The following is a 20,874-nucleotide window of genomic DNA, read 5'->3' as shown; positions in this document are numbered from 1 at the left end:
GTGGGCGGCTCACACGGCAGGTGTCCGCGGGTCGGGTGGCGCAGGATCAGGCGGCCACGGTGTGCTTGGCGGTGGCGGGCTCCAGGGCCAGTTCCAGTACCTCGCGTACGTCGGCCACCGCGTGCACGGTGAGTCGGCTCAGGACCTCCTCGGGCACGTCGTCCAGGTCGGCCTCGTTGCGCTTGGGGATCAGCACCGTGGTGACGCCGGCCCGCTCCGCGGCGAGCAGCTTCTGCTTGACGCCGCCGATCGGCAGTACCCGGCCGGTGAGCGAGACCTCACCGGTCATCGCCACGTCCGAGCGGACCGGTCGCCCGGTCAGCAGCGACACCAACGCCGTGGTCATCGTGACGCCGGCGCTCGGGCCGTCCTTGGGCACCGCTCCGGCCGGGACGTGGATGTGCACGCCACGGTCCTTGAGGTCGCCCACCGGCACCTCCAGCTCCGCCCCGCGCGAGCGCAGGTAGGACAGCGCGATCTGCGCGGACTCCTTCATCACGTCGCCGAGTTGGCCGGTCAGGGTCAGTCCCGTACCGCCCGTCTCCGCGTCCGCGAGCGACGCCTCGATGTAGAGCACGTCGCCACCCGCGCCGGTCACCGCGAGCCCGGTGGCCACCCCCGGTACCGCCGTGCGCTGTTCGGCCTTGCTCAGCAGCGACTCCGGGGTGTGCCGGGGTCGGCCGAGGTAGTCGCGCAGGTCGCCGGCGTCCACCGTGATCGGCAGCGGGTGCGCCTCGGCGTCCAGCGCCTGCCGGGCCGCGACCTTGCGCAGCACGCGGGCGATCGACCGCTCCAGGGTGCGCACGCCCGCCTCGCGGGTGTACTCGCCCGCCAGCAGTCGCAGCGCCTCCTCGGTGAAGGACACCTCGGTGTCGTCCAGGCCCGCCTTGTCCAACTGACGCTTGATCAGGTGGTCCCGGGCGATGACGACCTTCTCGTCCTCGGTGTAGCCGTCGAGGCGAACCAGTTCCATCCGGTCCAGCAGCGGCTCGGGAATCGTCTCCAGGACGTTGGCCGTGGCCAGGAACACCACGTCGGACAGGTCGAGTTCGACCTCCAGGTAGTGGTCGCGGAAGGTGTGGTTCTGCGCCGGGTCGAGCACTTCGAGCAGGGCGGCGGTCGGGTCGCCCCGGTAGTCCGAGCCGACCTTGTCGATCTCGTCGAGCAGGACGACGGGGTTCATGCTGCCCGCCTCCTTGATCGCCCGGACGATCCGGCCGGGCAGCGCGCCGACGTAGGTGCGCCGGTGGCCGCGGATCTCGGCCTCGTCCCGCACACCGCCGAGCGCGACCCGGACGAACGAGCGACCCATCGCGCGGGCCACCGACTCGCCGAGCGAGGTCTTGCCGACCCCGGGCGGGCCGACCAGGGCCAGCACCGCGCCGGAACGGCGACCGCCGACCACACCGAGCCCGCGCTCCTCGCGGCGCTTGCGAACCGCCAGGTACTCGACGATGCGCTCCTTGACGTCGACCAGGCCGGAGTGGTCCGCGTCCAGGATCGCGCGCGCCTCGGCGATGTCGTACGCGTCCTCGCTGCGGTCGTTCCAGGGCATCTCCAGGACGGTGTCCAGCCAGGTGCGGATCCACCCGCCTTCGGGCGACGCGTCGGAGGCGTGCTCCAGCTTGTCGACCTCCTTGAGCGCGGCGGCCAGCACCTTCTCCGGCAGATTCGCCGCCTCGACCCGGGCCCGGTAGTCCTCCTCCTCGCTGTCCGGGGTGCCGTTGAGCTCGTTGAGCTCCTTGCGCACCGCGGCCAGCTGCTGCTTGAGCAGGAACTCGCGCTGCTGCTTGTCCATCCCCTCCTGGACGTCCTTGCGGATCGTCTCGGCCACGTCCAGCTCGGCGAGGTGGTCCCGGGTCCAGCCGACGACCTTGGTCAGCCGCTCCCGGACGTCGACGGTCTGGAGCACCTCGATCTTCTGCTGGAGCGTCAGGTAGGGGGCGTAGCCGGAGTTGTCCGCCAGGTCACTGGGGTCCTCCAGGGCCTGTACGTGGTCGACCACCTGCCACGCACCGCGCTTGCCCAGCACGGTGGTGACCAGGGCCTTGTACTCGCGGGCCAGCTCGTCGGTGTGCTCGTCCGTCTCGGCGTCCGCCACCCGGGTCGCCTCGACCCACAGCGCCGCGCCGGGCCCGGTGGTACCGCTGCCGATCCGCACCCGGCCCTCGCCGCGCACCACCACGACCGACTCACCCCCGGGCAGCCGCCCGACCTGCTCGATCACGCCGAGCGTGCCCACCGCCGGGTACTGACCGTCGTCGCGCGGAACAAGCAGCACCCGCGCCTTGCTCTCACTACGGATGCCGGGTCCACCGGACCGCCCCGCGGCGGCCCGCGCGGCATCCACGGCGGCACGGGTCTCCGCGTCATCGAGTTCGAGCGGGACCACCATGCCGGGGAGGACGACCACGTCGTCCAGCGGAAGAACCGGCAGGGTCAGGGTCCCGATGGTCTCGCTCATGTCATGCCCCTCAAGTAGCCACAGTCGAAAAAGTTGCGCTGCACTGACTCAAGAAACAAGAGCCCCTCTTTGTTCCCCCGTCCTCCCGAGTCCCTGTTCGCCGTGAGCGAAGTTGTTCGGGTGGCCGTGAAGGCCGCATGGGTCGGGTGACGCGTGCATCGGGCGGCGCATGGGTCAGGGTGGACCCGCGTTACCGAACGCGAACCGTTCCGCGGGCTCCGCCGCTTCGTCATCCCGGAGCGGCCGGCCGCGTGCAGCGGCCGGAGGACGCACGCGGCCGCAGCGCGCCGGCGCTCGGACCAGGTGCTCGACCGCCGGCGTGGGCCGGGCGTTGGGCGCAGTGGGTGAATTCGGCCCGTGGCTCTTACGTCACGGCCGGTGAGGCGGAAGAATCGGGCGACTTGATACGAGGGGGCGAATCCTGTCAGTGAGCGACGTCTTTCCCGAACGTGTCCTGCATGCAGGCTCGATCACACTCCGGCCGTTCAGCGCCGATGATGTCGAGGACAACCGAACCGCCTGCGCGGACGAGGTGGTCCAACGATGGATACCGCTGCCGCGGCCCTACACCGTCGAGGCATCCGTCGACTGGTGTACGAAAACGGCCCACACCCTGCGCGAGTCGGGCGACGGCATCCACTTCGCGATCTCCGACCCCGCCGACGGGCGGCTCCTCGGCGCCGTCGGGCTCAAGCGGACCGACTGGCACGAACTGGTCAGCGAGGTGGGCTATTGGATCGCCCCGTGGGCGCGCGGACGCGGGATCGCCGCCCAGGCCACCCGCGCACTCGGGCACTGGCTGCTGACCGAGCAGGGCTTCGAGCGCCTCGAACTCAAGGCCGCCGTGGGGAACATCCCCTCGCGCAAGACGGCGATCAAGGCCGGCCTCCATCGAGAGGGCATCCTGCGCAAGGCCGGCCGCCTGCACGCCGGCCGGGTCGACGTCGTGCTGTACTCGCTGATCCCGGCCGACCTGTAGGAAGGGCCGCCACCCCGGGCCGCCGATCGGCTTCGATCCCGCCTCTGCGGTGGGGCTGATCGACGGTTGTGGCGGTGGTGCGCAACTCGACGGTGGTGGGCGCGAATTGCCGTAAGAGCGGCCGTACGCCCGAAGCGGGCCGAAGGCCAAGGGCATGGCGGAAGGGTTGACGGCGGGATACCGCCAGACCCGGTGTGGTGCGGGTGGTTGTACTGGGACACACCCCGCGTCGGGGTCCCACCCACCCGCATCGCCGAAGGGAACGTCATGTCCGTCACCACCGGATCCGCCGAGCACACGACCGGTCGGACCGACCCGTCTTCTCAGGAGCAGACACCGAAACGGGAACGGGAACAGGGACAGGAGCAGGCACCCGAACAGGAATCCCGGCAGTACTGGCCGGCCGTCGTGTGTCTGTCGCTCGGGATCTTCGCGATCGTGACCAGCGAGATCCTGCCGATCGGGTTGTTGACGCCGATCGGGGGTGACTTCGGCGTCTCGGACGGGACGGCGGGATGGCTGATGACCGTGCCGGGCCTACTGGCGGCGATCTGCGCGCCGCTGGTGACCGTGTGCACCGGGCGGCTGGATCGGCGGACGATGTTGGTCGCGCTGATCGTGCTCCTGGCGGTGGCGAACTTCCTCGCGGCGGCTGCGCCCGCGTTCTGGGTGATGCTGGTGGCTCGGTCGCTGGTCGGGGTCACCATCGGCGGGTTCTGGTCGATCGGGGCGGGGTTGGCGCCTCGGTTGGTGCGCGCGAAGGTGGTGGGTACGGCGACCGCCGTGATCTTCGCGGCTGTGCCGGCCGGTTCGGTGTTGGGCCTGCCGGCCGGTACCCAACTGGGCGAACACATCGGCTGGCGCGCCTCGTTCGCGGTCATGGGCGTCATCGCGCTGGGCGTGTCGATCGCGCTGCTCGTACTGCTGCCGCCGCTGCCCGCGCTTCAGGTGACCCGCGCCGCGGTGTTGCGTGGGCTGTTGCGCGGCACCGACATCCGGATCGCACTCGCGCTGACCGCCCTGATCGTGATCACGCACTTCGGCGCCTACACGTACGTGACTCCGTTCCTGGAGCAGGTCACCCACGTGGATCGCGGGCTGATCGGCGCCTACCTGCTGATCTTCGGCGTGGCCGGCATCGTCGGCAACTTCGTCGCGGGCGTGACCATGGCGCGCGGCCTGCGCGCGACGTTCCTCACGTGTGCGGTCCTGATCGCCGCGGCCACGCTGCTGTTCCCGCTCCTGGGTCGGTGGGATGCCGGCGCGATCGGCCTGCTCGTGGTGTGGGGTCTGGCCTACGGCGCCGTGCCCGCCTGCTCCCAGACCTGGTTCGCCCGCTCCGCCCCGCAGGCTCGGGAAGCCGCCATGGTCGTATTCACGTCGTCCTTCCAACTCACCTTCGCCGTGGGTGCGCTCCTCGGCGGAGCCGTCGTGGACGCCACCTCCCCGTCGACGGTCATGCTGTGCGCCGGCGCCGTCGCCCTCGCGACGGTCGCCACGATCTCCACGGTCGGCGGCCCCGCCGAAGCGGCTCGGCACACCCCCTGATCACCGACCGCACCCGTCGCCTCCGAGTGCGTCCACCCCGCCGGCGCGTGCCCTCGGCCGTCCGACGCGGCGCGCGGGAGGCGCAGCGCACGGGCTCACCGCCGCCACCGCCGCGATCGGGCCCGGATCCCGCCGCGAGGAGCGAAGCGCGCGACCGGGCTTGACTTCAAGTCGACTTCAACTTCTAGCGTCTTCACCAGGCGCTCGGAGGAAGCACTTCCGGAGCCGCGCACGACAGTTCGCACTTCTCTCCTTGGGGGCTTCCATGAGCATCGCCACGCACACGACCGCCGGCACGAGCGCCCACCCGAACACCGACCCCTTCCGGCTGGCCGTCATCGTCGGCAGCACCCGCGAAGGGCGTTTCGCCCCCGTGGTGTCCAACTGGTTCGCCGCCACGGCCGAGCGGCACGGGGACTTCGAGGTGGACATCATCGACCTCGCCCACGACCGGCTGCCCGACGTGTGGGCGCCGATGGGCAGCGAACCCGCCGCCGTGGTCGCCGCGGTGGGCGATCGGCTGGCCGCCGCGGACGCGTTCGTGGTGGTCACGCCCGAGTACAACCACAGCTTCCCGGCCGGGCTGAAGAACATGATCGACCTGTTCCGCAGCGAATGGCAGGGCAAGCCGGTCGGGTTCGTCTCCTACGGCGGCATCTCCGGTGGCCTGCGTGCCGTCGAACAGCTGCGTCTGGTCTTCGCCGAGCAGCACATGGTCACCACCCGGGACGGGCTCGCCTTCCCGATGGCGTGGGAGAAGTTCGACGCCGAGGGTCGGCCGGTCGACGTCGCGGGCACCGAGGCCGCCGCCAAGGTGATGCTCGATCAGCTCGCCTGGTGGACCGAGGCCACCCGGTCGACGCGCGTGCGCCGCCCGTACGGCGTCTGAGCGCCGGCTCCCGAAGCAGCCGCAGCCATTCCCCCGCCGAACGCCAGGAGCCGTGATGGCATCGACCACCGCCCCGGCCGCGAGCACGCCCGCGACCGCCGTCCCCACCCCTTCCCGCAGCGTCGCGATGATCGCCCTCGTGGTCGTCCTCGGTTCGGTGATGTCCGTGCTCGACGTCACCGTCGTCAACGTCGCGCTCAACCACCTCGCGCAGGACTTCGACGCCCCGCTGGCCACCATCCAGTGGGTCGCGACGGGGTACACGCTCGCCCTGGCCACCGTCATCCCGGTGGCCGCCTGGGCGATGGGCCGGTTCGGCACCAAGCGGCTGTACATGTTCTCGATCGGCACGTTCGCCGCCGGCTCCGTGCTGGCCGGGCTGGCCTGGTCGGCCGAGTCGCTGATCGCCTTCCGGGTCCTGCAGGGGCTCGGCGGCGGCCTGATCATGCCGGTCGGGATGACCATCCTGGCCCGCGCCTCGGACCCGAGCCGGATGGGCCGCACGATGGCCATCCTGGGCATCCCGATCCTGATCGGCCCACTTGCCGGCCCGATCCTGGGCGGGTGGCTGGTGGACGACGTCTCGTGGCGCTGGATCTTCTTCATCAACGTGCCGATCGGCGCCGTCGCACTGACCCTGGCCGCCAAGGTCTTCCCCCGCGATACGCCGCAGCCGACCAAGCCGCTGGACGTGCCCGGACTGCTGATGCTCTCCCCCGGTCTGGCGCTGCTGATCTACGGTCTGGCCACCGGCGGCGAGAAGGGCGACTTCGGCTCCACCGGGGCGGTGGTCCCGGCCGTGCTCGGCGCGCTCCTGGTGATCGGCTTCGTGGTCCGGGCGTTGCGGATCGAGCACGCGCTGATCGACCTGCGACTGTTCCGCAGCCGCCCGTTCGTGGCCGCCGCGGGCACCATGGTGCTGTTCGTCTGCGCGTACTTCGGGTCGATGATGTTGGCCCCGCTGTACTACCAACTGGTCCGCGGCGAGAGCGCCACCGCCTCCGGCATGCTGGGTGCGCCGCAGGCCCTGTTCACCGCGGTGTCCATGCAGATCGCCAGCCGGCTCAGCGACCGGATCGCGCCGGGCCGGATCGTGTCGGTCGGGATCGTGGTCGCCGCCTCCGGCTTCCTCGCCTTCACCACGCAGGTCGCCGCGGACACGCCCTACTGGGTGCTGATGTCCTGCATGTCGGTGACGGGTGTCGGGGTCGGCATGACGCTGATGCCGACCACCGCCTCGGCGCTGCGCACCATGTCGCACGAGCAGGTCGCGGTCGCCGGCACCACCTTGACCATCATCCAGCAGGTGGCCGCCGCGATCGGCGGGGCGCTGATGTCGGTGCTGTTGGCCGGTGCGATGCGGGACGGCCTGCCGGCCGGGCAGGGGGCGGGTGGGCTCGGTGAGCTGCACGCGTTGTCGCCGGCCGCGGTGCACGAGATCGGGCCTCGGTTGGCGGACGCGTTCCAGGGGACGTACTGGTGGGCGGTCGGCTTCATGGCACTGGCGTTCCTGCCGGCGCTGTTGATGAAGCGCCGGACGGACTGAACGTCCGCGAACGCCGGGCGGGCTGTGCACAGCCCGCCCGGCGTTCGGCGTTGCGGGCATACATACAGACCTTGAAAACGTTGCAGACCTCGGCGTTGTGGACCTCGAGAGCGTTGCAGACGTCGAAGCCGTTGCAGGCCCCGAGCCGCCCGCCGTCGAAGCCGCCGGCCCTACCGCTCGTCGTCCGTGCGCTTCGTCATGGTGTCCGGGCCCTTGAAAGTGCCTTCCCTGGACGTCCCCTGTTGGGCCTTCCACTCCGTGGTGGGCGCGTCGGGGGACACCTCGTCCGGTCCGGCCGAGGTGGTTTCCGGGACCTCCGCCTCGCGGACCATGCCGACGATCCGACGGCCCGTCAGGCCCAGGCTGACCAGGCTGAGTCCGTCGAAGAGCAGGGCCAGCGAGATGAACGTGCCGATCGCATAGCGGCTGCTGCTGGGCCATTCGGCCAGTACCAACAGGCCCAGGACCAGGTCGATCACGCCGACCACGATGGTCCAGATCATCTTGGCGGACATGCTCGCGACGCCGCCCACGATGCGGAACATGCCCGCGCCGAGCAGCAGGAGCGCCACGAACAGGGTCAGTGCCTCGGCCGCCACCTCGGGCCGGCGCAGCAGCACCACACCCGCCGCGATGTTCAGCGCGGAGACCGCGACCACGAGCCAGAACGCGTTCTCCTTGCGCGCCTGGATGGCCTGGACGAAACCGACCACGCCGCCGATCAGCAGCAGCCAGCCGAACAGCACCATCGTGGTCAGCGTGGCAACGCCCGTGTAGACCAGGCCGACGATCCCGCCGAGCATCAGCACGGTGCCGAGCACGACCAGCAAACCGAAACCGAATCCCTTGCCGCTGCGCCGATGCCGCCCCGCGCCGGATTCGGCGGTCGGTCCCGTGACGCCCTTCGTGCTGTCCATGGGTGCCGCTCCTCGGATCTGCCCACGCCCGCAGAATCGCGTGCGTGGTACGCCTTCCCCTTGGAAAGCGACATATCCGCATGATCAGCTATCCGCCCGATCCGGCGTGCGTACGATCGGCCGGTCCACCCTCGACGGCCGGCCCCGCAACAGCCGCGCCGGCCACTCGTACCGATCAGCGCCCTGTCCCCGGCGGCAACGACGGCGGCAACGCGGACCGTACCGGGGACAGCGCCGGCGCCAGTGCCGGCCGGGTCGAAGGCATCGGGGTCGGCACCGGCACACCCCGCACCGCCGGGCCCGGACGATCCGTCAGGCCCAGGAAGTGCCGGCGCAGCCGATACTTCTCCACCCGCCCGTTCGGCGTCCGAGGCATCCGCGCGACGATCCGCACGTGTGCCGGCCGCATGTACGCGGGCAACGACTGCGCGCACCACGCGCGTAGTTCGTCGGGATCCAGCGGCCGGCCCGGCTCGGGCTCGGCGTACAGGACCACCTCGTCCTCGTCCTCCCGGTCGGCGGGCACCCCGAACACCGCGCCGACCGCGATGTCGGGATGCTGGTTGACCAGGTCCTCGATGTGGTACGCCGACACGTTCTCGCCGCGGATCCGGATCCGGTCCACGACCCGGTCGACGAAGTGCAGCAGCCCGTCCTCCTCGTCGAACACCGCCGCGTCACCGGTGTGGAACCACAGGTTGCGGGTGGCCTCCGCGATGCTCAGCGGATCGTCCACATATTCCTGCACCAACAGCCCCGGCAGATGCGGTCGGATCGCCAGGTGCCCGACCACGCCGCGCGGCACCGGCCGGTCGTGCTCGTCCAGGATCGCCACCCGGGCGAACGGCAGTGGGGCGCCCAGGCAGCCCTTGCGCACGATCCGGGCCCCGTCGAGCACCGGCACGCCCAGTCGGGCACACGCCTTCGCGACCGCCGCCGGCGCCAGCCCGCGCCGCAGCGACGGCGGCGTGGCCTCGCTCGGGTCCAGACCGACCAGGACGGCCGCGATCGGCAGCCCGGTCTCGACCTGCCCGTAACCGGCGACCACGGTGTCGATCCCGTACCGGCGGGCGAACGCGCGATGGGTCGGCGGCAGCGGCTGCATGAGCACCGTGCTCAGCGGGTTGTTGCGCTCGCCGCGCAGTTCGGGCGCGCCGGCCAGCCAGCCCACCATCGTCTCGGTGAGCACCGCGCCGGTGGCCCCCGCCGACACCACGCGGCGCCAGAAGTCGACCGGGTGGAAGCGGTCCCACAACGCCACGCCGGCGCCCGCCCAGGCGGCCCGGGCCAGGCCCGCGAACGCGCCCTGGATCGAGTGCAGCGGCAGGTCCACGTGCACCACGTCCTCGGGCGTGGTGAGCCGGCGCAGCAACAGCGTGTACGAGGCGAGCCAACGGTGCGGCAACACCGCCGCCTTGGGCCGGCCGGTCACCCCGGCGGTGTGCACGATCATCCCGACGTCGCCCGGATCGATCGTCACGCCCGGCGGCACCGCGCGGGCCAGGAAGTTGGCGTAGGCGATCTCCGGGTAGCCGTGCGGCGGCCGGGGCCCGACCGCGTCGTGCACGGTCAGCCGCGGCAACCGGTTCAGGTGCGGCCGGACCGCCTCCAACGCGTGCACCAGGGCGCGTTCGGTGACCACGAGCACCGGCTGGCCGGCGTCGAGTTGCTCGACCAGCAGGTCGCCGATGGCGTCCGGGTCCACCGGGCAGTACACCGCGCCGGCCTTCCAGATGCCGAACATCCACAGCGCGGCGGCGTATGCGCTGCGGCAGTGCACCGCGATGCGATCGCCGCGCCGGATGCCCGCCCGGGCCAGGTTTCCGGCGATCGTGTCGGTGGCCCGCTTGGCCTCGGCGTAGCTCAGGTCCAGACCGTGCTCGCCGTAGTGGATGAAGACCCGCATCGGGGTTCGCACCGACCATTTGTCCAGTGCTTCGGTGACCGACTCCCCGTCCGCGGCGAGTTCGGCGGCGAGACCCGCCTCGAGTCCTTCGGCGGTCATGGCTGTACAGCACCCCCTGCGACGCGCGGAATCCCGGAAGGTCCCGGCTGGAGTCCGTGCGTGTACTCGCTCACACGGGGAGACGAACATATCGCCTGAGCGCATCGGTTGGGGGCCCGGGAGCAGGCTTCCTACCGGTGAGTTCAGCGCCTAGCATCCAGGTGGCCCGACCGTCGACAGTGTGTCGGGGTCGATGAACAGGGCGTCATGACGCAGGACGGAGGCACCTCTTGTGCGAGAGCGGGGCGACGTGAGCGATACGGACAACGAGCCCACCCACGAGGCCACCGGCGAACCCGCCCACGAGCCCGCCGGCGAGCCGGACCCCGACCCTGCCCGGGGATCGGGTGCGCCCGCGATCGACGCGGCGGAGATCCGGCGCCGGGTGGCCGATCTGGTCGCGGCGCACGATCCGACCACGATGTCCTCGGTCGAGTTCCTGGGCCACCGCTTCGACGCGGGCCTGGCCTGGGTGCACTTCCCGGTCGGGTGTGGCGGCCTGGGCGCCTCGCGCGCGTTGCAGCAGGTGGTCGAGAGCGCGTTGATCGCGGCGGGGGCGAAGGCGGCCAGTGGGTACCGCAATCCGATCGGCCTCGGGATGGGTGCGCCCACCGTCGTCGCACACGCGAGTGCCCGGCTGCGAACCGAGTTGTTGCGCCCGCTGTGGACCGGTGAGGAGATCTGGTGCCAGCTCTTCAGCGAGCCCGGCGCGGGATCGGACCTGGCGGGTCTGGCCACCCGCGCGGTCCGCGAGGGTGACGGGGACTGGATCGTCAACGGCCAGAAGGTGTGGACCTCGCTCGCCCACAAGGCGCGCTGGGCGATGCTGCTCGCCCGGACCGATCCGGACCTGCCCAAGCACCAGGGGCTGACCTACTTCTTCCTGGACATGACCTCGCCCGGAGTCGAGGTGCGGCCGCTGCGGCAGGCCACCGGACAGGCCGAGTTCAACGAGGTGTTCCTGACCGACGTGCGGATCCCGGACACGCACCGGGCGGGCGAGGTGGGTCAGGGCTGGGCGGTGTCGAACACGACGCTGATGAACGAGCGGGTCGCCATCGGCGGCGCGGCGTCCGCACGCGAGGCGGACGCGATCGGCGCGGTGGCACGGATGTGGCGCGACCGACCGGAGCTGCGCACGCCCGGCCTGCACGACCGGCTGCTGCGGGCCTGGGTGGAGTGCGAGGTGGCCCGGTTGGGCAACGAGCGCATCCGCCAGCAGCTCGCCGCCGGTACACCGGGTCCGGAGGGGTCGGCGGCCAAGATCGCCTACGCCCGGCTGAACCAGGACGTCACCCGGTTGTGGCTGGAACTGGCCGGCGAGGAGGGGTTGGGCTACGACGACTGGGCGATGCGGCGCAGCGAGTTGGGCCAGGCCACGCTCGGGGCGCGGGTGCCGGGCTACTACTACCTGCGGGCCAAGGGAAATTCGATCGAGGGTGGCACGTCGGAGGTGCTGCGCAACGTGATCGCGGACCGGGTGCTGGACCTGCCGCGCGAGCCGCGCGGCGACACCAAGGTGCCGTGGAAGGAGATGCCCCGGTGAGCGAACCCGGAATTCCCTCGCTGCTGTACGACGAGGTCGAGGAGGACCTGCGCGCGACGCTGCGCGAGCTGTTGCGGGATCGCTGCGCGTGGCACGAGGTGTTGGCGCGGATCGACACCGACGAGGCGTACGACGACGGCCTGTGGAAGGCGGTCGCGGCCGAGCTGGGCCTGGCCGGGCTGCTGATCCCGGAGGAGTTCGGCGGGGCCGGGGCCGGGCCGCGGGAGGCCGCGGTGGCGCTGGAGGAGTTGGGCCGCGCGGTGGCGCCGGTACCGTTCCTGGCCAGTGCGGTGCTGGCCACCTCGGCGCTGCTGGCCTGCCCGGCCGGCCAGGCGCGCGACGCGGCCCTGCGCGCGCTCGCGGACGGCACCCGGACCGCGACTCTCGCGGTAACCGCGAGCACGTGGCCGGGGGCGGGCTTTCCGCTGTCGGTGACCGGTGCGCAGGATGCGGACGGGTTGGTGCTGACCGGCGCGGTGACCGGGGTGTTGGCCGTGGATCGGGCCGAGTTGCTGGTGGTTCCGGTGGTCGTGGCCGGCGAGTCGCAGCTGGCTCTGGTGGCGGGCGACGCGGCGAATCTGTCCCGGCGCGCGGTGACCTCGCTGGACGCGACCCGCCCGGTGGGCGAGTTGACGCTGGATCAGGTCCGCGGGCGGGTGCTGGCCGGGCCGGAGCACGCCGAGGCGGCGCTCGGGCACGCGCTGCGCCAGGGTGCGGCGCTGTTGGCCTCGGAGCAGTTGGGGGTGGCCGAGCAGGCGTTGGCCGAGGCGGTGGCGTACCTGAAGGTCCGGCACCAGTTCGGCCGGCCGATCGGGTCCTTCCAGGCGCTGCGGCATCGCGCGGCCGACCTGTGGTCGGACATCGCCGCGGCCCGGGCGGCGGCGCGCTACGCGGCGGCGTGCCTGGCCGAGGACGCGGCGGACGCGCCGGTGGCCACCGCGTTGGCGAAGGCGTACTGCGGCGACGTGGCGGTGCGCGCGGCGGAGGAGTGCGTCCAGATGCACGGCGGGATCGGCTTCACCTGGGAGCACCCGGCGCACCTGTACCTCAAGCGGGCGATGGCCTCGGCGCTGCTCCTGGGCACCGCGGATCGGCATCGGGCCACGCTGGGCACACTGGTGGACCTGCCGCCGGCGATCTGAGCGCCCCGACACGGGTGTGGCCGGCCTCCGCACGGAGGCCGGCCACACTCATGTCCCTCACCTGCGCAACCGAACCGGGCACCGGACACGGCCTAGCTGCGCAGCATCACAATGATCATCACCATCGCGATCGCCATGAGCACGGCCCACACCGCCGTGACGAGACGAAGGCGCTTCGGGTCCCGGCCGGCGGGGGTGTCGGTCGGATCGGGGTCCGCCGGTTGCGGGTTGTCGCTCATGTCCTCGCTGCCCTCCACGGGTGCTGCGCGCGGCGTCCGTCCCGTTCAGGATGACACCGCGCGCGGCCCGTTGAGGAGCCCTCGCCCCGGAATGTGTCTCAGTGCCCCGCCGGGGTGGTGGGCAGCACCGCCGTGGCGTCCGCGCTCGGCCCCGCGACCGCCGGGGCGGCCTGCGGTACCTGCTGCGCGGCGATCAGCCGGGCCAGCCAGAACCGCATGAACGTGGACAGCGAGTAGCGGATGAAGAGGGCGAACCCGAGCAGGGAGACCGGGATCGCCGACAGGCCCAGGGTGATCGCGTCGTTCTGGGTCAGGATCAGCGTCGTGCCGTGCGACATGAAGTAGGCGCCGATGCCCATGCCGATCCCGACCAGCATCAGCCCCACGCCCAGCCACATCAGCTGGGTGTCGAGCATGCTCTTGGGCGCACGCAGTTTCAGGGCGCCGACGTCGGCGGTGAACTGTCGGGTCCGATCCTGAGTGGCCGCCGGGATCGCCGCATGGCGCGGGGCGAACGCCGGTGGTGGCCCGGCCGTCGGCACCCCCTGCGGAACCGTCGGCGGCTCGCCGGCGGGCCTCGCGGGTGCGGGCTGCCCGTCGGCGTTCACGCTGTTCATACTCATTAAGTGGTCACCTCGTGGGTCGCCGTGAGGTTGGTACGTACCCGAGGACGGCCATGTGCGATCAGCCGCCCAGGTACGCGCTGTGCAGGTCGCCGGCGATCTCGTCCGGAGTGCCGACCTGAAGGATCCGGCCACCGCTCATGACCGCGGCGAGGTCGGCGACGGCCAGGGCCGTGCGCGCGAACTGCTCGACCAGGAGCACGGTGACACCGGTCTCGGCGATCTTGCCGACCACGTCGTACAGCTGGTCGACGACGAGGGGCGCGAGACCCATCGACAACTCGTCGAGCAGGATGAGGGCCGGGTTGGTGGCGATCGCCCGGGCGACGGCCAGCATCTGCTGTTCGCCGCCCGACATCGTGCCCGCGGCCTGGGTCCGGCGTTCCTTGAGGCGGGGGAAGATCGGGAAGACCTTCTCCTCGATCTCCTTGCGGGAGACTCCTCGGTAGGTCGCCATCCACAGGTTTTCGGACACGGTGAGATTGGGGAAGACCCCTCGGCCTTCCGGGATGCTGCACAGGCCGATCCGGGCCAGGTCCACGGGCGCGGCCCCGGTGACGCACCGCCCGGCGAGGAAGATGTCCCCGCCGGTGGGCTGATGCAGCCCGGTGATCACCTTGAGCATCGTGGTCTTGCCGGCGCCGTTGGGGCCCAGGACCGCCATGACCTTGCCGGTGGGCACCGCGAGGTTCACCTTGTGCAGCACCTCGACCTGCTCGTACCCGGCGCTGATGCCGCGCAGTTCGAGCAGCGGCGGGGCGCCGGCCGGGCCGGTCGGCCTCGCGTCGGCCATGTTCGGCGTCATACGGTCTCCTGCAGGACTTCGTCGGCCTCCGCGGCGTCGGCGGTACCGAGGTATGCCGCCTGTACGGCGGCGTTGGTGCGGATCTCGTCGCACGTACCGTTGGCGATTTTTTTGCCGAAGTCAAGCACGTGCAGTTCGTCGCAGGTGTTCATCACCAGGTCCATGTCGTGCTCGACCAGCAGCACCGCGACCCCGTCGGCGGCGATCTCGCGCAACAACTGGCCGAAGCCGCGCGTTTCCTCGTCGTCCTGGCCGGACGCGGGCTCGTCCAGGAGCAGGATCTTGGGCCGGGACGCCAGCGAGCGCGCCAGTTCGACCACGCGGCCCTGCCCGGTGGGCAGTTGGTCGGCGCGCACGTGCGCGATCTCGGTCAGGTTGAGCCGGAGCAGCAGGCGCGCGGAGGTGTCCTGCGGGGTTTCCTTGGTGCCGCGGTGCAGCCGCCGGTACTGGGCGGCGGCGATCTGGATGTTCTCCCGGACCGTCAACGACCCGAACAGCTCCAGGCGTTGGAAGGTGCGCGCCATGCCCAGGCGGGCCCGGCGGTAGGGCGCGAGTTTGCTGACGTCGCGCCCGTCCATCCTGACCCGACCCGAGGACGGCGGCTGGAGGCCGGTGATCACGTTGAAGATCGTGGTCTTGCCCGCGCCGTTGGGCCCGATCAGACCGGTGACCTTGCCCTCGTGGGCCCAGATGTTGACGTTGTTCAGGGCGGTGTGGCCGCCGAAGCGGACCGTGACGCCCTCGACCTCAAGCCCCATGACGCGCTCCAGGCAGGGTGGGTGACGGTGTTTCGGCCATCGCGACCGCCGGCAGCGAAGGCATCGCGATCAGCTTGTCCAGGGCCTCGATGTCGGCGGGCTTGAACCGGTTGCCGTTCAGGCCCAGTCCCTCGGGCTGCTCGGACAGTCCCGGCGGCAGCTCCTGTTCGGTCCGCGGCGCCTTGAGCATCAGCTCGGCCTTGACCGCGGCCGGGATGCCGATCACCGCGAGCAGGATGCCGACGACGAAGACCCAGTTCCCGATCACGTCGGTGAACCGCAGGACGACCAGCACCAGTTGGGCCGCCGCGCTGCCGGCCAGGATGAACGGCCGGCGCAGCGCGGGCTCCCATTCCGGGCGGATCTTGGCGGCGATGAACCCGTTCGGGTTCTTGCCCAGTGCGATGCCGTTGAGGCCGATCAGGATCGTGGTGAGCTGGGCGTAGTCGGGGAAGAGGTTGGTGATCAGCGGCGTGCCCAGGAAGATGCCCGCGAACAGTGCGGCGCCCGGCGAGGTCAGACCGGCGATCACCATCAGCATCAGCACCGAAAGCCCGGCGGTGAAGTCGAAGTTGACCGGCGACAGGGTGCCCAGCGCGCCGCCCAGGATGCCGCCGCCGACGCCCGCCATCGCGGCGGACAGCCCGAAGACGGTGAGCGTGGTCAGCTTGTGGTTCATCCCGATCGTCGCGCACGCCGCCGGGCTGTCCTTCATCGCCAGCAGCCTGCGGCCGAACTCGCCGCGCCGGATCCACACCACCACGAGCGAGGACAGCGCGAAGAAGACCGCGCCGAAGATGAAGTAGGCCCGGTCGGAGGAGATGTCCACGCCCGGCCAGTCGAACCGCTCGAAGTTGAGCGTGCCGCTGTTGAACAGGTCGATTTTGGTGTCGCCCCAGGTGAACGCGGGCAGTTGGAAGATCCAGCGGTCCAGCATGACCGCGAACGCGGCGGTGGCCAGGGCCAGGTAGATCCCGGACAGGCGCAGCGCCGGCAGCGCGACCAGCACGCCGATGCCCGCGCAGATCAGCGCGGCCCACAGCAGGCCCAGCGGGTTGCCGCCGGAGCCCAGGTGCGACACGCAGATCGCGCCGATGCCCGCGAAGCCCAACTGGGCCAGCGACATCTTCCCGGCGTAGCCCACCAGCGGGATCACCGACAGGGCGATGATCGCGAAGCCCCACATCTTGGTGCTGGCGAACAGGTCGGCGGCGCCCAGCGTGTTGGCCGCGACCACCGCGCCCGCGATCACCAGGGCGGCGAAGACGAGCGAGCCGGTCCAGGTCGGGCGGTGGGCGATCTCCCGGGTGCGGGAGGAGGCGTGGCCGCGCAGCCGGGACGTGGGCAGCAGCATGATCGCCACGAACAGCACCAGCACCGGCATCGAGTCGGTGAGGCCGGACAGGTAGGGGCCCGCGGTGGGGAACCTGGTCTCGGTGAGGTAGCCCTTGCCGTACTCGGTGACCAGGCCGATGATCAGCGCGCCGACGAAGGTCCACGGCAGGCTCTTGAGCCGGCCGATCACCGCCGCTGCGTAGGCGTTGACGATCAGCAGGGTCAGCGGCAGCGCGGCGAAGGAGAGCTTGGGCGCGATCAGGATGCCTGCGACGGCGGCCAGCATGGTGCCGGTCGCCCAGGCCAGCATGCCGGGCACCTCGGGACGCGAGCCGTTGAGCACCGCGAGGTTGCGGTCGTCGACGGTGGCGCGCATGGCCACGCCCGCGCGGGTGGAGCGCAGCAGCACCCACAGGCCGATCGCCACGATCAGCGCCACGGCCAGGGTGATCAGGTCGTGGTAGGACACGCGCGTGCCGGCCATGTCCACGGACTCGCCGGGGAAGAAGTTGACCACGTTGCGCGGGGTCTGCGGATCCCAGACCCACATCACCGTGGCGAGCAGGCTCAGCAGCACCGCGACGGTGACCATCAGGCGCGTCGTCTCCGACGTGCCCTCCAGGCGGCGCATGATGGCGAAGTGCAGGAACACCCCGAATGCCGGGGCGAGGATGCCGAGCACCAGCACGATGGACAGCCAGACCGGCCAGCCCCAGTCGAAGTGCAGTTGCCAGTAGGTGAACGCGGCGAGCGCGCCGGTGACGCCGTGGGCGAAGTTGAAGATGCCCGTGGTGGTGTAGGTCAGGGTCAGGCCGCCGGCGGTGATGGCATAGATGCCGCCGGTGACCAGGCCGCTGATGGTGAGGATGATGAACTCGTGCACGCGCCCTCCGTTCGGGCCGGGCCGTGTCGCGGGGCGATCGGTCTCGGAGACTGGTGCGGCACGGCTCCTGACAGGTCGTCAGGGCCGCTGGGCCGCCCTCCCGCCCGGTGCGGGGCGGGAGGACGACGGGTGTCGCCTGGTCGGACCGAGCGGAGTCGGCGGCCGACGGGTCGGCGGTGATGCGGTGCAGCTGGGCGCTGCGTTCACTGCTTCGATGTCACACGGTGGTGCGGTGTCGCTCGGGCGGGCGAGCGGCTCAGGAGCTCTCCTCCGGCGGCAGCGCCGGCGGCGGCTCGCCTCCGTCGGCGGGCGGCGGGGTGTTCGACTCGGGCGCGCCGGCCGGTGGCGGTGTGTCGGCGGGCGGAGCGGACGGCGGTGCCGACGTCGGCGCGGCGGGCGCACCGGGTGCGACGGCGACCACGTTGCCCGGGTCGCAGTTGAAGAACTCGGCCTTGTTCGGCTTGGTCAGCGCCGCGTCGTACTCGAAGCCCTTGGCGGTCGCCTTGACCATGGTGAAGCAGTCCGAGGCGCGCACGTCCTTGGTCTCCACGATCGGTCCGGGGGCGAACAGGCCGCCCGCGTCCCAGTTGGCGCGCTTGCCCTTGGCCAGCACGCACTCCGTGGTGAGTTCCGTACCGCACTCCTTGACCGCGCTCGCCCACAGCAGCCAGGAGTTGATCCCGGACATGTGGAAGAACTCCAGGTCCTTGCCGGGTTCGGCGAGGTGCAGGATCTCCAGCGCCTTCTGCACGGCGGGGTTCTTGTCGCCGAGCGACTGCGGCACGAACGTCGGGTAGATGTAGGTGTCGGGGATCTTCGAGTTCTTGGCGGCGGCGAGCGTGTAGCGGTTGTACGCCGACGCGTCGCTGACGATGACCTTGGGGTGCCAGTTCATCGCGTCCATCTCGCGGAACATCGACGCCGAGTCCACCGCGAGCCACGTGGTGATCAGCATCTCGACGCCGGCGCTCTTCATCTTCTCCAGCGTCGTGCGTCCGGGCGGCGGCATGACCGGGACGTCTTCCTTGTAGACGACCGTGCCGCCGGCCGCCTCGACACCGGCCTTGTAGCGGACCATGGAGGGCCGCAGCGAGGCCATGTTCTGGCCCAGCAGGCCGACCTTGGCCTTGACCTCGGGGTGCGCGGCGAAGACCGCCTTGTACGCGCCCACGACCGTGGTGGAGACCGGCAGGCCGACCGCGAGGTCCTGGAGGTCGGCCTTGGCCGATTCCTCGCCGACCACGTAGGCCGGGAAGGCGCCGAGCTTGCACCCGGTACGGGCCTTGACCCCGTCGTTGTCGAACGGGTTGCCGCCGCCGACCACCATGAAGTCGCTCTGGCAGGCCGCCGTCATGACCGTGCCGACGTTGCTGAGTGCGGCATCGCGCTTGGTCAGCTTGATCGTGCGGCCGTTGATGCCACCGAGTTCGTTGCACCACTTGGTGAAGCCGTCGGCCATCTCGAAGAACTCTTTGCCCAGACCCGGTTGGGCGGGAGCGCCGGGGTCGCCGGTCACGCTGACGGAGATTTCCTTGTCCGTGACGCCTCGATCGGCCTTCTTGGTGAGCGGCTTGCCGTCGCCCTTGCCGCAGACGTCCTTGAGCGTGCCGAAGTCACCGGCCGCGCCGGTGCCCTTGGGCTTGGTCGGAGCGGTTCCCGCCGGATTCCCGCCCTGCGGACCCTTGGCCACCGCGTCGTCACCCGAGCGGCCACAGCCGACCGCCAACAGGAGCGGCACGACCAGCAAGCCGGCCGCCGCTCGGCGGCGCGTCCCACGCCGCCCGGCGGAAGTTGATGCCATCAGCCCTCCCGACACTTCGTTTCCGCGGGCCGGGCCGAGATGCCCGGTGCGCTCTCACGTACTTCTCCTGCGCTGTGCTCGCGTCGTTCTCGTCTTGTTCTCGCCCTGCCCCGGGCTCCGCCTGCGAGGCGTCCCTGCGACTGGATCTGACATGCCATCAGTCAATGGGCCATGAAGCAATGGCCGGGACCTTAACGGGGTGTTCCACAGGGTGCAAGAGTCACCGAACCGGCGAAAACCGCTGGCCGGCAGGCCGAGAACAGTCCCTTGCAGGGCGAGGTGCGCGACTACACACGTGTCACCGTTTGGGCCCTCGGGATCGGAATTCATCGGCTTCGTGATGGCACTGTTATGAGGTGTCGGCGATCGCTCTCGCGAGGTCCGCGAAGCACGTGCGCAGCAAAAAGACGACACAGTGACAAGCGTTCTCCACAAAGCGACAAGGAGTCAGTGAACCGATGCACACGATCGATCCGACCACCGACGCACAAGAGATCGAACGCGTCCCGGCGGCGGACGGCGAACTCGTCCTGCGACGTGCGGGCGAGCACTACGAGATCATCAGCAACGGCTGCTTTCTGATGGACACGCGCGCGGGCACCTCGGAGCGGCTCCTGGTGCGCACCGCGCTCGACGCGCTCGGTGACGGCACGGATCTGCGGATCCTGGTCGGCGGCCTGGGCGTCGGCTTCACCCTGCGCGAGGCGCTGACCGATGCCCGGGTCGCACAGGTGACGGTGATCGAACGCGAACCCGCCGTCGTGCGCTGGGGCACCGGCCCGCTCGCGCCGTTCTCCGGACACGCCCTGGCCGACCCGCGAGTGAGGGTGGTCACATCAGACCTGGTGGCCTGGGTGCACTCGGGTGTCGGCGGGCCGGTCGCGGGGGCGGCGGGCGGGCCCGGCGGTGAAGCGGGTGGCGGGCCGGGTGCCGAGGCCGCCGCCGAGGAGGAGTCGCCGGAGCGCTTCCACGCGCTGTGCCTGGACATCGACAACGGGCCGGACTGGACGGTGACCGACGGCAACGCCTCGCTCTACGACGACGCGGGACTTGCCGCGCTGCGGGCCCGATTGTTGCCGGGCGGCGTGCTGACCGTGTGGAGCGCGGCCGCGAGCCCGGCCTTCACCGAGCGGCTGCGGCAACACTTCGCCCGGGTGAGCGTGCGTCGGGTGCCGGTCCCACGCGGCGAACCGGACGTGGTGTTCGTCGCACGCGAGTTGTAGCGGGCGGTCGGCGGCGGCGAGGCAAGGCGGCCCGGGTCGCGCGGGAGGGCCGGGCCGGCCTGCGGCGACGTGGTGGTGTGCGTCGTGCGGGGAATGTAACTGACGCGACGTCAGAGAAACTTGCGTGTGTCATCCAACTGCTGTCAGCATGCGATCGACGGCTGGTGAAAG

Annotated in this window: 16 protein-coding genes; 7 read left to right on the top strand and 9 right to left on the bottom strand. The window is 71.0% G+C overall.

Annotated features, from left to right (window positions below; all coding sequences use genetic code 11):
* Positions 1–46: 46 nt before the first annotated feature.
* Entirely contained in the window at positions 47–2,464 is a 2,418-nt protein-coding gene (gene lon, locus ACFZBU_RS20320) for an endopeptidase La (protein ID WP_391585006.1), read from the bottom strand.
* A 427-nt stretch (positions 2,465–2,891) separates the two neighbouring features.
* Between lon and ACFZBU_RS20315 the strand changes: the two genes are divergently transcribed.
* From ACFZBU_RS20315 to ACFZBU_RS20300, 4 genes are all read left to right on the top strand, one after another.
* Positions 2,892–3,443: a GNAT family N-acetyltransferase gene (locus tag ACFZBU_RS20315; protein ID WP_391585005.1), complete on the top strand. Its 552-nt coding sequence runs from the start codon at positions 2,892–2,894 to the stop codon at positions 3,441–3,443.
* Positions 3,444–3,710: 267 nt separating this feature from the next.
* Positions 3,711–4,991, top strand: coding sequence for an MFS transporter (locus ACFZBU_RS20310; protein ID WP_391585004.1), 1,281 nt, complete (start codon positions 3,711–3,713; stop codon positions 4,989–4,991).
* 265 nt (positions 4,992–5,256) lie between these two features.
* The gene (locus tag ACFZBU_RS20305; protein WP_391585003.1) at positions 5,257–5,880 is read left to right on the top strand and encodes an NADPH-dependent FMN reductase; all 624 of its coding nucleotides are present in this window, start codon (positions 5,257–5,259) and stop codon (positions 5,878–5,880) included.
* A 55-nt stretch (positions 5,881–5,935) separates the two neighbouring features.
* Positions 5,936–7,426, top strand: a complete 1,491-nt coding sequence (locus ACFZBU_RS20300) for a DHA2 family efflux MFS transporter permease subunit (protein ID WP_391585002.1) — start codon at positions 5,936–5,938, stop codon at positions 7,424–7,426.
* A gap of 170 nt (positions 7,427–7,596) precedes the next feature.
* On the opposite strand, the gene ACFZBU_RS20295 is transcribed toward ACFZBU_RS20300, so the two are convergent.
* Positions 7,597–8,343 (bottom strand): HdeD family acid-resistance protein, encoded by a 747-nt coding sequence (locus ACFZBU_RS20295; protein WP_391585001.1) that lies wholly within the window; start codon positions 8,341–8,343, stop codon positions 7,597–7,599.
* Positions 8,344–8,518: 175 nt separating this feature from the next.
* Positions 8,519–10,348, bottom strand: a complete 1,830-nt coding sequence (locus tag ACFZBU_RS20290) for an AMP-binding protein (protein ID WP_391585000.1) — start codon at positions 10,346–10,348, stop codon at positions 8,519–8,521.
* A 358-nt stretch (positions 10,349–10,706) separates the two neighbouring features.
* On the opposite strand from ACFZBU_RS20290, the gene ACFZBU_RS20285 reads away from it, so the two are divergent.
* Together ACFZBU_RS20285 and ACFZBU_RS20280 are read left to right on the top strand one after the other, a co-directional pair.
* Positions 10,707–11,894, top strand: a complete 1,188-nt coding sequence (locus tag ACFZBU_RS20285) for an acyl-CoA dehydrogenase family protein (RefSeq protein ID WP_391585145.1) — start codon at positions 10,707–10,709, stop codon at positions 11,892–11,894.
* Positions 11,891–13,036 (top strand): acyl-CoA dehydrogenase family protein, encoded by a 1,146-nt coding sequence (locus tag ACFZBU_RS20280; RefSeq protein WP_391584999.1) that lies wholly within the window; start codon positions 11,891–11,893, stop codon positions 13,034–13,036. The genes ACFZBU_RS20285 and ACFZBU_RS20280 overlap by 4 nt, the downstream gene beginning before the upstream one ends.
* 92 nt (positions 13,037–13,128) lie before the next feature.
* Here the strand turns inward: ACFZBU_RS20280 and ACFZBU_RS20275 are convergent, their stop codons facing one another.
* The 6 genes from ACFZBU_RS20275 to ACFZBU_RS20250 all read right to left on the bottom strand — a co-directional run bounded on the left by ACFZBU_RS20275 (position 13,129) and on the right by ACFZBU_RS20250 (position 19,480).
* Complete coding sequence (locus ACFZBU_RS20275) at positions 13,129–13,275, bottom strand: hypothetical protein (protein ID WP_391584998.1); 147 nt, start codon at positions 13,273–13,275, stop codon at positions 13,129–13,131.
* Between the two features lie 98 nt (positions 13,276–13,373).
* Positions 13,374–13,898 carry a hypothetical protein gene (locus ACFZBU_RS20270; RefSeq protein WP_391584997.1) on the bottom strand — a complete coding sequence of 175 codons (525 nt, stop codon included), beginning with the start codon at positions 13,896–13,898 and terminating at the stop codon, positions 13,374–13,376.
* A gap of 61 nt (positions 13,899–13,959) precedes the next feature.
* Entirely contained in the window at positions 13,960–14,703 is a 744-nt protein-coding gene (locus ACFZBU_RS20265) for an ABC transporter ATP-binding protein (protein ID WP_391584996.1), read from the bottom strand.
* Positions 14,700–15,461, bottom strand: coding sequence for an ABC transporter ATP-binding protein (locus tag ACFZBU_RS20260; RefSeq protein ID WP_391584995.1), 762 nt, complete (start codon positions 15,459–15,461; stop codon positions 14,700–14,702). The genes ACFZBU_RS20265 and ACFZBU_RS20260 overlap by 4 nt, the downstream gene beginning before the upstream one ends.
* Positions 15,451–17,679 carry an ABC transporter permease gene (locus ACFZBU_RS20255; protein ID WP_391584994.1) on the bottom strand — a complete coding sequence of 743 codons (2,229 nt, stop codon included), beginning with the start codon at positions 17,677–17,679 and terminating at the stop codon, positions 15,451–15,453. Before ACFZBU_RS20255 ends, ACFZBU_RS20260 begins: the two co-directional genes overlap by 11 nt.
* 256 nt (positions 17,680–17,935) lie before the next feature.
* A complete protein-coding gene (locus ACFZBU_RS20250; RefSeq protein ID WP_391584993.1) occupies positions 17,936–19,480 on the bottom strand; it encodes an ABC transporter substrate-binding protein in 1,545 nt (514 codons plus the stop codon).
* Between the two features lie 458 nt (positions 19,481–19,938).
* Between ACFZBU_RS20250 and ACFZBU_RS20245 the strand changes: the two genes are divergently transcribed.
* Positions 19,939–20,703, top strand: a complete 765-nt coding sequence (locus tag ACFZBU_RS20245; protein WP_391584992.1) for a spermidine synthase — start codon at positions 19,939–19,941, stop codon at positions 20,701–20,703.
* The last annotated feature ends 171 nt before the right edge of the window (positions 20,704–20,874 follow it).

Origin of the sequence: Embleya sp. NPDC008237 (genome assembly GCF_042956465.1) — a bacterium.
GTDB lineage: Bacteria > Actinomycetota > Actinomycetes > Streptomycetales > Streptomycetaceae > Embleya.
This window is presented reverse-complemented; position numbering and strand designations above follow the sequence as displayed.